Origin of the sequence: Rhizobacter sp. LjRoot28, assembly GCF_964253025.1 — a bacterium.
Lineage (GTDB): Bacteria > Pseudomonadota > Gammaproteobacteria > Burkholderiales > Burkholderiaceae_C > Rhizobacter.
Map to the genome: position 1 here is coordinate 4,863,252 of NZ_CAXUQC020000001.1, position 12,255 is coordinate 4,875,506.

Annotated in this window: 12 protein-coding genes; 6 read left to right on the forward strand and 6 right to left on the reverse strand. The window is 70.0% G+C overall.

Features of this window, described 5'->3' with window-relative positions; translation table 11 throughout:
• Positions 1-11: 11 nt before the first annotated feature.
• From ACSQ2F_RS22255 to ACSQ2F_RS22275, 5 genes are read left to right on the forward strand one after another with little or no spacing between them, the layout of a single operon-like run.
• The gene (locus ACSQ2F_RS22255; protein WP_436026448.1) at positions 12-2,114 is read left to right on the forward strand and encodes a sensor histidine kinase; all 2,103 of its coding nucleotides are present in this window, start codon (positions 12-14) and stop codon (positions 2,112-2,114) included.
• On the forward strand, positions 2,111-2,803 hold the full coding sequence (locus ACSQ2F_RS22260; protein WP_436026450.1) for a response regulator transcription factor: 693 nt from the start codon (positions 2,111-2,113) through the stop codon (positions 2,801-2,803). The genes ACSQ2F_RS22255 and ACSQ2F_RS22260 overlap by 4 nt, the downstream gene beginning before the upstream one ends.
• A gap of 57 nt (positions 2,804-2,860) precedes the next feature.
• Positions 2,861-3,814, forward strand: coding sequence for a thiamine-phosphate kinase (gene thiL / locus ACSQ2F_RS22265; RefSeq protein ID WP_436026915.1), 954 nt, complete (start codon positions 2,861-2,863; stop codon positions 3,812-3,814).
• A complete protein-coding gene (locus ACSQ2F_RS22270) occupies positions 3,811-4,371 on the forward strand; it encodes a phosphatidylglycerophosphatase A family protein (protein WP_436026452.1) in 561 nt (186 codons plus the stop codon). The genes thiL and ACSQ2F_RS22270 overlap by 4 nt, the downstream gene beginning before the upstream one ends.
• A complete protein-coding gene (locus ACSQ2F_RS22275; RefSeq protein WP_436026454.1) occupies positions 4,356-4,871 on the forward strand; it encodes a CinA family protein in 516 nt (171 codons plus the stop codon). The genes ACSQ2F_RS22270 and ACSQ2F_RS22275 overlap by 16 nt, the downstream gene beginning before the upstream one ends.
• Before the next feature lie 45 nt (positions 4,872-4,916).
• Here the strand turns inward: ACSQ2F_RS22275 and ACSQ2F_RS22280 are convergent, their stop codons facing one another.
• The 5 genes from ACSQ2F_RS22280 to leuS form a co-directional block, all read right to left on the reverse strand.
• The gene (locus ACSQ2F_RS22280; protein WP_436026456.1) at positions 4,917-5,321 is read right to left on the reverse strand and encodes a hypothetical protein; all 405 of its coding nucleotides are present in this window, start codon (positions 5,319-5,321) and stop codon (positions 4,917-4,919) included.
• Positions 5,322-5,391: 70 nt separating this feature from the next.
• Positions 5,392-5,874 carry a hypothetical protein gene (locus tag ACSQ2F_RS22285; protein WP_436026458.1) on the reverse strand — a complete coding sequence of 161 codons (483 nt, stop codon included), beginning with the start codon at positions 5,872-5,874 and terminating at the stop codon, positions 5,392-5,394.
• A gap of 44 nt (positions 5,875-5,918) precedes the next feature.
• Entirely contained in the window at positions 5,919-7,025 is a 1,107-nt protein-coding gene (gene holA, locus ACSQ2F_RS22290) for a DNA polymerase III subunit delta (RefSeq protein ID WP_436026460.1), read from the reverse strand.
• A gap of 7 nt (positions 7,026-7,032) precedes the next feature.
• Positions 7,033-7,536, reverse strand: coding sequence for an LPS assembly lipoprotein LptE (locus ACSQ2F_RS22295; protein ID WP_436026462.1), 504 nt, complete (start codon positions 7,534-7,536; stop codon positions 7,033-7,035).
• Positions 7,536-10,154, reverse strand: a complete 2,619-nt coding sequence (gene leuS / locus ACSQ2F_RS22300) for a leucine--tRNA ligase (RefSeq protein WP_436026464.1) — start codon at positions 10,152-10,154, stop codon at positions 7,536-7,538. Before leuS ends, ACSQ2F_RS22295 begins: the two co-directional genes overlap by 1 nt.
• A gap of 160 nt (positions 10,155-10,314) precedes the next feature.
• Between leuS and ACSQ2F_RS22305 the strand changes: the two genes are divergently transcribed.
• Positions 10,315-11,250 carry a glycoside hydrolase family 43 protein gene (locus tag ACSQ2F_RS22305; RefSeq protein ID WP_436026466.1) on the forward strand — a complete coding sequence of 312 codons (936 nt, stop codon included), beginning with the start codon at positions 10,315-10,317 and terminating at the stop codon, positions 11,248-11,250.
• A gap of 28 nt (positions 11,251-11,278) precedes the next feature.
• On the opposite strand, the gene ACSQ2F_RS22310 is transcribed toward ACSQ2F_RS22305, so the two are convergent.
• Positions 11,279-12,196, reverse strand: a complete 918-nt coding sequence (locus ACSQ2F_RS22310; RefSeq protein WP_436026468.1) for a LysR substrate-binding domain-containing protein — start codon at positions 12,194-12,196, stop codon at positions 11,279-11,281.
• Positions 12,197-12,255: the final 59 nt, after the last annotated feature.

Here is a 12,255-nt window from a genome sequence, read left to right on the forward strand (position 1 = left end):
ATACTGGGTCCATGACTGCCTCCCTGTCCCTGCCGCCGGCGCCGGAACTGCCGCCGCGGCCCCGCCGCCTGCGTCGGGCGTTGCTGTGGACGGCCCTCGTGGCCTTGCTGCTGGTGGCGCAGTCGCTGCTCGTGTGGCTCACCCTGAACTTCGAGAGCAACCGGGCGCAGGAGGCGGTCGACGGTGTCGCGGCCGCCGTGGTGGTGGACCTCCGCCAGGCGTTGCGCCGTGACGAGCAGAACCTGCAGGCGCTGTCCTGGAACGACCCCACGCCCGAGCAGTGGCATGCCGATGCGGCGGAACTGCTGCGCGGCCGGCGCGAGCTCCTGCGGGTGGAGCGGCGCGACGCCGGCATGCGCATCGCGGCCGCGGTGGACTCGCCGTTCCAGCAGCCGATGTTCAGTCAGATCCCCCGTCATGAACTCGAACTGGAGGCGGACCTGGCGTGTGCGGCAGCCAAGCGCCAGGCAGGCCCCGCCTTCTCGCGCACCTACTTCGTGCCCATGGCCGGCGCCATGGGCCAGGAGGTGGTCGACCTGTGCCTGCCGATCGTCAAGCAAGGGCGCCCCGACGGGTTCATCGTCGGCACCCTGTCACTGCCCCGCCTGCTGGACGAGTCGGTGCCGCCCGACGTGATGCGCGGCCACGAGCTGTCGTTCATCGAAGGGGACGGCACGCGGCTCGCGCGGGCCGGCGTGCCGCGTGGCGCCGGCGTGTTCAAGAGCGAGCGGGTGGTCGACCTGCCGGGGCTCACCCTGCAGCTGCGGGTGGACAGCAGCAGCGGACGCCCGCAGCTCATCCCGAACCTCACCACCGCCCTGGTGCTCGGCCTGTCGCTTGCCCTCGGCGCCGTGGTTGCCCTGCTCGCCCGCGACGTGCGCAAGCGGGCGAGCGCCGAGTCGGCGCTCGCCGAGTCGCTGGCCTTTCGCAAGGCGATGGAAGACTCCCTCGTCACCGGTCTGCGTGCGCGCGACATGGAAGGGCGCATCACGTACGTGAACCCGGCGTTCTGCGAGATGGTGGGCTTTCCTGCCGGCGAACTCATCGGCCAGACCGTGCCGTCGTACTGGCCGCCCGAGATGGTGCCCGAGTACACCCAGCGGCAGAAGCGCCGCCTGACCGGCTCCGCGGCGCCGCCGCGCGAGGGCTTCGAGACCATGTTCATGCGCAGCAATGGCGAGCGCTTCCCCGTGATGATCTACGAGGCGCCACTGGTCGACGGCACCGGCCTGCAGACCGGCTGGATGAGCGCCACGCTGGACCTGAGCGCCCAGCGCCGGGTGGAGGAGGTCTCACGCCAGCAGCAGGAGCGCCTGCAGGCGACCGCCCGTCTGGCCACCGTCGGGGAAATGGCCTCGCTGCTGAGCCACGAGCTCAACCAGCCGCTGTCGGCCATCGCGAGCTATGCCACGGGCTCACTCAACCTCATGGGCGACCCGGCGATGGATCCGGCCAGCGCCGAGACCCAGGTGCTGCTGCGCCAGGCGGCCCAGCGCATTGCCGAACAGGCCGAGCGCGCCGGTCGCGTGATCAAGAGCGTGCACGACTTCGTCCGGCGACGCGAGCAGGCGCACGAGTCGGTCCGTGCCGACCAGCTCATCGAGTCGGTGCTGCCCCTTGTGCGGCTGCAGGCGCGCAAGAGCGGCGCGCGCATCGAGATCGACCTGCCCACCCCCATCCCCCGTGTGGTGTGCGACCGCACGATGCTCGAGCAGGTGATGCTCAACCTCACCCGCAACGGCATCCAGGCCATGGAGAACGACACGCCGCTGGCCGAACGCGAGCTGACCATCCGGGTCCGCCAGACCCATCCGCGCTGGGTCACCTTCAGCGTGATCGATCATGGCCCGGGCGTGGCCAGTGAGGTGGCCGCCCGGCTCTTCACGCCGTTCTACACGACGCGCCCGGAGGGCATGGGTCTCGGCCTGAGCCTGTGCCGCACCGTGATCGAGCAACATGGCGGCGTGCTGGACTTCCAGAACGTGCAGGGCCCGGACGGGCGCTCGAAGGGCGCAGAATTCCGCTTCACGCTGGCCGCCGATCCGTCCCACGGGGCGGGCGCCGCCGCTCGTTCCCGTCTCGCCGACACCCACCGAACCGGTTCAACCCCATGACGCCGTACAACACCGCTCCGCTCGGACTGCCGATGGTCTATCTCGTCGACGACGAGGACGTGGTGCGCGACGCCCTCGGCTGGTTGCTTCGCTCGCGGCGCCTGCTCTCCGAGGGATTCGCCAGCGCCGAGGCCTTCGAGGCCATGCTCGACACCCACACCGCACCCGCCCGCGGCGACCCGGTGCGTTCCGCCTGGCCGGCCGCACCGAGCTGCCTGTTGCTCGACGTGCGCATGCCGGGCACCAGCGGGCTGGTGCTGTTCGACCGCCTGATCGATCGGGGCCTGCTCCCCGTGATGCCGGTCATCTTCCTGACGGGCCATGGCGACGTGCCCACGGCCGTGGCCGCCGTCAAGCGTGGTGCCTTCGACTTCGTGGAGAAACCGTTCTCGGACAACGCGCTGGTCGACCGCGTGGAGCGGGCGCTGGAGGCCAGCTCGGACGCCATCGGCCGTCAGCGCGCTCGCTTGTCGGTGCAGCGCCGCCTGTCCGAACTGACGGAGCGCGAGCGCGAGGTGATGCAGTGCGTCATCGACGGCCGGCCCAACAAGCTCATCGCCGATGCACTGAACATCAGCGTGCGTACGGTGGAGGTACACCGCGCGCGGGTGTTCGAGAAAATGGACGTGAAGTCGGCGGTCGAACTGGCCAACGTGCTGCGCGACCACGGCGCCAGCGGCCCGACCTGAGCGGCCGGCCGGCGGCGAGCCGGTCGGCCTTGCGGCGACAATCGCCCGATGAGCACCCTGGGCGAATTCGACCTCATTGCCGCCTACTTCACGCGGCCCGTGCGGCAGGCCGCGCTCGGCGTCGGCGACGACTGCGCACTGCTGGCCCCGAGCCCCGGCATGCAACTGGCCACCTCGAGCGACATGCTCGTCGAGGGCCGCCACTTCCTGTCGACCGTGCAACCCGAGCGGCTGGGCCACAAGGCACTGGCAGTGAACCTGAGCGACCTGGCTGCCTGCGGCGCGCGGCCCCTGGCCTTCACCCTCGCACTGGCGCTGCCCCGGGTCGATGAAGCCTTCCTGGCGGGCTTCTCGCGGGGACTCTTGGCGCTGGCCGATGCGCACGACTGCGAGCTGGTCGGGGGCGACACCACCCAGGGGCCGCTCAACATCTGCATCACCGTGTTCGGCGAGGTGCCCCCGGGCCAGGCGCTGCTGCGCAGCGGTGCACGCGCGGGCGACGACCTGTATGTGAGCGGCACCGTCGGCGACGCCCGCCTCGCACTGGAAGCCTTCCGCGGTCAGGTCGCCCTGCCGGGCGATGCCTTCGAGCGCACCCGACGCGCGATGGAGCTGCCAGTGCCCCGGGTGACGCTCGGCCTTGCCCTGCGCGGCCTGGCCTCATCCGCGATCGACGTGTCCGACGGCCTGCTGGGCGACCTGGGCCACATCCTCCGGCGCTCCGGCGTCGGGGCCACCGTCGAGGTGGACACGCTGCCCTGCAGCGCAGACCTGGCGGCACAGCCCGAGGCCCTGCGGCGCGAATGCGGCCTGGCCGGAGGCGACGACTACGAACTGCTCTTCACCGCACCCCAGACGGCCGCGGCACGGGTCGCGGCGGCAGCCCGGGAATGCGGCGTGCCGGTGACCCGCATCGGCCGCATCGAGGCGTCACCCGGGCTGCGGCTCGGCGATGCCCACGGCCGTCCGGTGGCTCACACCTTCGGCGCCTTCGACCACTTCAAGACATGAACGACATTCCCGTCAGCCCCACCCTGCAGCCCCTCGGCCGTGCACCGGTGAGACGCCCCACCTGGCGGTTCATGTTCCGGCACCCCGCGCACGTGATCGCCCTCGGCTTCGGCAGCGGCCTCTCGCCGGTCGCACCCGGCACCGTGGGCACCTTGTGGGCCTGGCTCGCCTTCATCGTGCTGCAGCCCGTGCTGAGCGACCTGCACTGGGCCGCGCTCATCGGCCTCGGCACGCTGGTCGGCTGGTGGGCGTGCACCGTGACCGCACGGCACATGGCCGTCGCCGATCCAGGCAGCATCGTCTGGGACGAGGTGATCGCCTTCTGGCTCGTGCTGTGGCTGGTCACGCCGACGAGCTTGTGGGGCCAGTGCGTCGCCTTCGCCCTGTTCCGCTTCTTCGATGCCGTGAAGCCGGGCCCGGTCGCCTGGGCGGATGCCCGGTTCAAGCTGCGGCGCGACGGCCAGATCGGCTGGCGCCAGGGCTTCGGCATCCTGTTCGACGACCTGGTGGCGGCGCTGTGCACGCTGCTGGTCCTCGCCGCATGGAGGTGGCTGTGAGCGACCCGATCGAAGCCGCCGAGCCGGCCGCACGTTCGTTGGCCGATGCGCTGCTCGTGCGCCGGCTCCGGCTCGTCACCGCCGAGTCCTGCACCGGCGGGCTCATCGCCGGCGCCTGCACGGCGCTGGCCGGATCAAGCGAGTGGTTCGAGCGCGGCATGGTGTCGTACAGCAACGAATCCAAGACCGAGCTGCTGGGCGTGCCCGCGGACCTGATCGCCCGCCATGGCGCGGTCAGCGAGGAGGTGGCCCGCGCGATGGCCGAAGGGGCGCTGGCCCACTCGCGCGCCGACCTGGCACTGGCCGTCACCGGCATCGCCGGCCCCACGGGCGGCTCGCCGGCCAAGCCGGTGGGCACCGTGTGGCTGGCCTGGGCGCGCACCGGCGCCGTCACTGGCGCGCGCCTGTTGCAGCTGGACGGCGACCGCGCCGCCATCCGCCTGCAGACGGTGCTGCTGGCCCTGGAAGCGGGCCGGGATGCAGTAGCAGCGCCAGAGTGACGACGCCAGAGAGACGTGGCGAGCCCGTCTCTCGGCCGCCCAGGGCTAGCGTTCCCCGGTCCAGATGCCCTCGACGGAGGTCGAGCGCAGCAGGTCGCCGCTGCCCCAGTGGCCCTGGAAGCGGCGCCGGTCGGGGCTGAAGGTGGCGAAGAAGTAGCCGCGGCCGTAGCGGTCCTGCCATTCGCAGCGCAGTGCCCCGGACGCACGCACCTCGCAGGGGCCGAGGGTTCCCGGCACCTTGGTGCCGCCGTCTTCCTCGAACACATAGCGCCCGATGGTGGCGTCCCGGGCATCGGTGGTGAACACCGTGGTGACGGGATGCAGGCCGCCGGCGCTGAAGATGGTGCCGGTGTACGGCGTCTCCTCGGGGGCCTTCAGGCCCGCGCACGCGGACAGCAGGAGCAGCAGCGGCAGGAGGGCGGCGCCAAGGCGCCTTGCGGTGGGGTTCATGGCGCCGATCGTGCCACCTCGGGCGCGACAGTTCAATCGCGCCGGCCCGGATCGCCGATGCGTCCGGCCGTCAGGGCTTGGCCGTCAGGTCGACACTGCGGCGGCGTGCGAGGTCGACCATCGCCTGGCCGGCGGCGATGAACTCCATCTGGCCATCCCGCATCTGTTCGCGCGCCTTGGCCAGTTCATCGGTGGCCGACCGCTCGAAGGCGTCTGCCGCCGAGCGCGTGCCGGTCGACAGCTTGCCGAAGCCGCTCACCATGCGGCCCTGGATGGCGCGCACCTCCTCGGAGTGCATCTCCGCCTTGAGCAAGTCGGCCTGCGCGCGGCCGATCGCGGCCGACGATTCGCGCAGGATGGCGGCCTTCTCCGCCGGCGTGGACGCGCTTTGCAACCGCGCCATCGCGGCCTGCACGTCGGCCGAGGCCATGGCCGCCTGCGCCGTCTGGTTGAGGGTGCGCAGGTCGGTGCCCACCGGGTCCAGCCGGCTGCAACCGGTCAGAACGGTGAAGGCCATGACAAGCGCGAGGCCGAGCCGGGACAGTGAGTTCATGAGGCGGAACCGTTCGGAGTTGCGAGCGTGGACGTGGCCGCGGCTCAGGACGTGAGGGCCAGGCGCAAGCCGCCGGATGCCGGTCGGCGCGTCGGCGTCGCCGCCACCCGTTCGCACATCATGAGCACCAGCCGGCGAAGGCCGGCCCAGGCGTCGGTGGGCCAATCGGGATGACGCAGGCCTTTTGCAAGGCCGTCGCACACCTGGGCCGCTTCCACCAGTTCCGCGAGCGCAAGGTCGGTGAGTGCGGGGACGGCCCGTTCGAACAGCCGCTCCTTCACCCCCCAGACGCGCGCCTCGCGCAGGGCCATGGGCAGCGGCTTGCCCTGGTTCATGGCCGCGCGCACACGTTGCAGGGCCAGGATGTCGTTGGCGAGCGTCCAGTGCACCAGCACGGCCGCTTCGCCTTCGGCCTGCAGGCCCTCCAGCATGCGCAAGGCCCGGCCGACCTGGCCGGCCAACACCGCCTCGCCGAGCTTGAAGACGTCGTAGCGCGCCACGTTGAGCACCGCGCTTTCGATCTGCTCGAAGCTCAGTTCCCCGGCGGGGTACAGCAGGCCGAGCTTCTGCACCTCCTGGTGCGCGGCCATCAGGTTGCCCTCGACACGATCGGCAAAGAAGGCGAGCGTCTGCTGGCCGACCTCGCCGCCCTGCACCCGTTGCCCCTGGGCCGCCAGGCGTTGGGCGATCCAGGTGGGCAGCGCCTTGCGTTCGACGGCATCGACGCGCACGGTGACGCCGGCGCTGTCGAGGGCGACGAACCACGCACTGCTCTGCTGCGTGCGGTCCAGCTTGGGCAGCTGCACGATGGTGAGGACATCGGGCGAAAGCGCATCGCAATAGCGCTGCAGGGCCTCCGAGCCGTCCTTGCCGGGCTTGCCGGAGGGAATGCGGATCTCCACCACCTGCCGGTCGGAGAACAGGCTCATGGCCTGGGAGGCGCCGAGCAGGCTGCTCCAGTCGAAGTGGGCACCGGCCACGGTGTGCACCTGGCGCTCGGCGTGGCCGGCGGCGCGGGCGGCGCTGCGCACGGCATCCACGGCCTCCTGGACGAGGAGCGGCTCGTCGCCCCACACGGTGTAGATCGGGCGCAGGCCCTTGTCGGCACCCTGCTTGAGGTGCCCGGCGAGCTGGTCGGCGCGAACCTGCATGGCGGCCTCAGGGCTTCACGGCCGCCAGGCGGCGCAGCACCTGCATCGCGATGTCGTCCTGCATCGCACGGTAGAGCAGCTGCTCTTCCTGTTCCTTGGCCAGGGCGTCGCGCTCGTTGTAGCTCATGTCGCGCGTCTGGAGGATCTCGGTGCGCGGGATGAGTTCCTTGTCGGCCGGCGTGCGCACACGGAAGATGAGCCGCGCACGCAACTGGATTTCCCGCACCTGGCCGGCGGAGGTGAAGGCCACCACGCTCTTTTCCTGGCCGTCGGCATGCACCTCGAGAATGGCCTCGGCCTGGGTGGCGGCTTCCACGACGCGGGTGCCGGCCGCGGACGCGAGCGCCCGCCGCAAGGCGTCGCCCATGGGCGAGGTGGGCTTGAAGCCGGCGAGGTGCAGGGTGCGGAACGGCAGCTGCGGTGCGCGCCGCAGCTCGAAGCCACAACCGGCAAGCACGGCGCCCGCCGCGGTGGAGGCCGCGGCGGACAGCAGGAGGCGGCGGTCCGCCATCAGACCACCACGTTCACGAGGCGGCCCGGCACGACCACGATCTTCTTCGGCGTCCGGCCCTCGGAGAAGCGCACGCACTCCTCGTTGGCGAGGGCCATGGCCTCGATGGTCGCCTTGTCGGCGTTGGCCGGAACGCGGATGGCGCCCCGCAGCTTGCCGTTGACCTGCAGCACCAGTTCGATCTCGTCCTGCACCAGGGCGGCTGGGTCCACCGCGGGCCAGGCGGCGTCGAGGAGGTCACCCGCCGAACCCGCGTAGCCGAGCTGCTCCCACAGGTGCCAGGTGATGTGCGGGCAGGCGGGGTACAGCGTGCGCAGCAGGATCCCGTAGGCCTCGCGCAGCACCTCGGGAGCCTCGCCCTTGAAGCCTTCGAGGGCGTTGAGCAGCTTCATCGCCCCGGAGACGACGGTGTTGTACTGCATGCGCTCGTAGTCGTAGCTGATCTGCTCGAGCACCTTGTGCACCTCGCGCCGCAGGGCACGGGCGTCGTCCGGCAGCTGCGCCGGCAGGGCGGCCGCAGCGGTCGGGCCGCCGGCCAGCTTCACGCCGAAGTTCCACACACGGCGCAGGAAGCGGTGTGCGCCTTCCACGGCAGCGTCGTTCCACTCCAGCGTCTGCTCGGGCGGCGAGGCGAACATGACGAACAGGCGCGCCGTGTCGGCGCCGTAGCGGTCGATCAGGTCCTGCGGGTCGATGCCGTTGTTCTTGCTCTTGCTCATCGTGCCGACGCCCTCGTAGTCGATGGCCGAGCCATCGCTCTTGAGCTTGGCGCCGATGATCTTGCCGGTGGCGTCGAGGACGTTGTCCACGTCGTGCGGCCAGAAGTACTCCTTGCCGCCCTTGTCGGTGCGGCGGGAATAGATGTGGTTGAGCACCATGCCCTGGGTCAGCAACCGGGTGAAGGGCTCGTCGATCTTCACGAGTCCCAGGTCGCGCATCACCTTCGTCCAGAAGCGGGCGTAGAGCAGGTGCAGGATGGCGTGCTCGATGCCGCCGATGTACTGGTCCATCGGCATCCAGTACTGGGTGCCCGCGCCCACCATCGCCTTGTCGTTCGAGGCATCGCAGTAGCGCATGAAGTACCACGAGCTGTCCACGAAGGTGTCCATCGTGTCGGTCTCGCGCCGCGACGGCTTGCCGCAGGTAGGGCAGGGCACGTTGAGGAAGGCGGCGTGCTTGGTCAGCGGGTTGCCGCTGCCGTCGGGCACCACGTCTTCCGGCAGCACGACCGGCAGGTCCTTGGCGGGCACCGGCACCGGGCCGTGGTCCGGGCAGTGGATGATGGGAATCGGCGTGCCCCAGTAGCGCTGGCGGCTGATGCCCCAGTCACGCAGGCGCCAGGTCGTCTTCTTCTCGCCGAGGCCCTTGTGCTCCAGGGCCTGGGCGACGGCGTCCACGGCCGCCTGGTAGGACAGGCCGCTGAAGTAATCGGAGTTGATGGTGACGCTGCGTTGCTTGTCGCCGTACCAGTCCTGCCAGTGGTCGTAGCTGAAGTGCTCGCCATCGATGGTGACGACCTGCAGGATGTCGATGCCGTACTTCTTGGCAAAGGCGAAATCGCGCTCGTCGTGGGCGGGCACCCCCATCACGGCGCCGTCGCCGTAGCTCATCAGCACGTAGTTGCCGACCCACACCGGCACCGATTCCTGGGTGAGCGGATGGGTGACGGTCAGGCCGGTCGGCACACCCTTCTTTTCCTGGGTGGCGAGCTCCGCCTCGGTGGTGCCGCCGGCCTTGCATTCGGCGATGAAGGCGGCGACCGCCGGGTTGCTGGCTGCGGCATGGGCGGCCAGGGGGTGCTCGGGTGCCACCGCGCAGAAGGTGACGCCCATGACGGTGTCGGCGCGGGTGGTGAAGACGTAGAGGCGGCCGTCCTGGATCGGTTGACCGTCCGCACCCCGGATGTCGTGCGGGAAGGCGAAGCGCACGCCTTCGCTGCGGCCGATCCAGTTCTCCTGCATCAGCTTGACGCGCTCGGGCCAGCCGGGCAGGCCGGTCTGAACGTGCTCGAGCAGTTCGTCGGCGTAGCGCGTGATGTTGAGGTAGTAGCCCGGGATCTCCCGCTTCTCGACCAGCGCGCCCGAGCGCCAGCCGCGCCCGTCGATGACCTGTTCGTTGGCCAGCACGGTCTGGTCGACCGGGTCCCAGTTCACCACCTGGGTGCGCCGTTCGCAGATGCCGGCTTCGAGCATCTTGAGGAACAGCCACTGGTTCCAGCGGTAGTACTGCGGCGAGCAGGTGGCGATCTCGCGCGACCAGTCGATCGCCAGGCCCATCGCCTTCATCTGCTGCTTCATGTACGCGATGTTGTCGTACGTCCACTTGGCCGGCGGCACCTTGTTCTTGATGGCCGCGTTCTCGGCGGGCAGGCCGAAGGCATCCCAGCCCATGGGCATCAGCACGTTCATGCCCTTCATGCGCAGCTGGCGCGTGAGCATGTCGTTGATGGTGTAGTTCCGCACATGGCCCATGTGGAGCTTGCCGCTCGGGTACGGGAGCATCGAGCAGGCGTAGAACTTCGGACGGCTCGCGTCCTCCGTCACGCGGTAGGCGTCGGCAGCGTTCCAGGCGGCCTGCGCGGCACGTTCGATTTCGGTCGGTTTGAAGTCGGGGCTCATGGGGAGGCGCGGGGCGCTCGAAGGGAGTCGGGGGATTATAGAAAGCCAAGCCCCTTCGCTGGGGGCGATCCCCTTGCGGCCCGGGCCGGACGGTCGTACAACGCCTGTGGGCCTTGCCCGACGGCCGCGGAGTCGGCCGGTTCCACAACAGGAGACAAGCATGTTCAATCCCACCTGGCGCCGCGCGCTGGCAGCGGGCGCCCTCGCGTTCGCATCTTCGTCGGCGTTCGCCGAACACTGGGCGCTGTCGGGCGACGTTGGCGTGCACGACCCTTCGGTCATCCGTGAAGGCAGCCACTGGTACACCTTCAGCACGGGCGAAGGCCTGCAGGTCCTGCAGGGCGATGCCACCGGGCGGCAGTGGACGCGGGTGCCCCGCATCTTTCTGACATCGCCGTCCTGGTGGCGCACCTACGTGCCCAACCACCGCAACAACGACGTGTGGGCGCCCGATGTGCATCAGTACAACGGCAAGGTGTGGCTCTATTACTCGATCTCCACGTTCGGCAGCAACACCTCGGCGATCGGTCTTGTCTCGGCGAGCCGCATCGGCGACGGCCGCTGGACGGACCACGGGCTCGTGCTGCGCACCACCAGCGCCAACGACTACAACGCGATCGACCCGCACCTCGTGGTGGACGCGACGGGTGAGCCCTGGCTCGCGTTCGGATCGTTCTGGAGCGGCTTGAAGATCGTGCGCCTGAACAAGTCCACCATGAAGCCTACCGGCGGCCATGTGTCGATCGCCAAGCGCAGCGGCGGCATCGAGGCGCCGGCCATCACCTATGCCAACGGGTGGTACCACCTGTTCGCCTCCATCGACAAGTGCTGCGCGGGAGTGAACAGCACCTACAAGATCATTCATGGCCGCTCCCGCAGCATTACCGGCCCCTACCTCGACCGCAACGGGCGCAGCCTGCTCAGCGGCGGCGGCACGGTGCTCGACGCGGGCAATGCGCGGTGGAAGGGGCCCGGCGGGCAAGACGTGGGCGACGGTGTGCTGGCGCGCCACGCCTACGATGCGCAGGACAACGGGGCGCCCAAGCTCCTCATCAGCGACCTGAAGTGGACCGCCGACGGGTGGCCGACCTATTGAGCTGCCACCGGGCCGCGCCCCGCCTCGCTCAGAGCGACGAAATGCCGGGCAACAGCTGGAAGCTGCGCTCCTTCAGCGTCTCGATGAAGGCCCGCACGTAAGGCCGCTGGGCGAGGCCCGCCTGGCTGGCGGCATAGAGGCGTGAGCGCAGGCCGCGCCGCGTGATGGGACGTGTGGTGACGTAGCCCTTGTCCACATAGGGCTGCAGCGTCCAGCTGGGCAGCACCGAGATGCCGCGCCGGCTGGCCACCAGCTGCAGGATGGCCACGGTGAGTTCCGACGTGCGGCGCCGCGGGTTCACGCCCGCCGGCTCCAGGATGCGCATGACGTCGAGCAGCGTGTCCGGCACCGGGTAGGTGATGAGCGTCTCGTCGGCGAAGTCTCGGGGCGTCAGGTGGGTGCGCGCGGCGAGGCGGTGCTCGTTGGCCATCACGGCCATCATCGGGTACTGGAAGAGTGGCGTGAAGATCACGCCCTCGCTCGCGTCGGGGTCGGACGTGATGGCGAGCTCGGCCCGGTCGCTGACCACGAGGCCCACCGGGTCGGCCTGGAAGCCCGAGACGATGTCGAGCTCGACGGCCGGCCACTGCGGGCGGAAGGCGTCCATCGCCGGCATCAGCCAGTCGAAGCAGGTGTGGCATTCCACCGCGATGCGAAGCGTGCCGGCGCTGCCGCCGGCCATGTTGGCCAGGTCCCGCTCGGCGGCCTGCACCGCATCGTTCACCAGATTGGCCAGCTGGGCGAGCCGCAGCCCTGCCGGTGTCAGGCGCACCGGTTGAGTTCGGCGCTCGAGCAGGGCGAGGTCGTAGGTCGATTCCAGCAGCTTGAGCTGGTGCGACAACGCGGACTGCGTGAGGTGCAGACGCTGAGCCGCGGCGCTCAGGCTGGGCGCGTCCTGCAGCACGGCCAGGGTCCGGAGGTGGCGGAGTTCGAGGGCGCTGGTCATTCAGTGTGCAGTTGAAGTCATCTATGAATCAGATTCAAGTGGAGCGTGAGATTCTTTCG

Excerpts from the sequence above, each read along its gene's own strand:
- ACSQ2F_RS22255 (WP_436026448.1), top strand. The coding sequence starts at position 12 with ATGACTGCCTCCCTGTCCCTGCCGCCGGCGCCGGAACTGCCGCCGCGG.
- ACSQ2F_RS22260 (WP_436026450.1), top strand. The coding sequence starts at position 2,111 with ATGACGCCGTACAACACCGCTCCGCTCGGACTGCCGATGGTCTATCTC.
- ACSQ2F_RS22270 (WP_436026452.1), top strand. The coding sequence starts at position 3,811 with ATGAACGACATTCCCGTCAGCCCCACCCTGCAGCCCCTCGGCCGTGCA.
- ACSQ2F_RS22275 (WP_436026454.1), top strand. The coding sequence starts at position 4,356 with ATGGAGGTGGCTGTGAGCGACCCGATCGAAGCCGCCGAGCCGGCCGCA.
- ACSQ2F_RS22280 (WP_436026456.1), bottom strand. The coding sequence starts at position 5,321 with ATGAACCCCACCGCAAGGCGCCTTGGCGCCGCCCTCCTGCCGCTGCTG.
- ACSQ2F_RS22285 (WP_436026458.1), bottom strand. The coding sequence starts at position 5,874 with ATGAACTCACTGTCCCGGCTCGGCCTCGCGCTTGTCATGGCCTTCACC.
- holA (WP_436026460.1), bottom strand. The coding sequence starts at position 7,025 with ATGCAGGTTCGCGCCGACCAGCTCGCCGGGCACCTCAAGCAGGGTGCC.
- ACSQ2F_RS22295 (WP_436026462.1), bottom strand. The coding sequence starts at position 7,536 with ATGGCGGACCGCCGCCTCCTGCTGTCCGCCGCGGCCTCCACCGCGGCG.
- leuS (WP_436026464.1), bottom strand. The coding sequence starts at position 10,154 with ATGAGCCCCGACTTCAAACCGACCGAAATCGAACGTGCCGCGCAGGCC.
- ACSQ2F_RS22305 (WP_436026466.1), top strand. The coding sequence starts at position 10,315 with ATGTTCAATCCCACCTGGCGCCGCGCGCTGGCAGCGGGCGCCCTCGCG.
- ACSQ2F_RS22310 (WP_436026468.1), bottom strand. The coding sequence starts at position 12,196 with ATGACCAGCGCCCTCGAACTCCGCCACCTCCGGACCCTGGCCGTGCTG.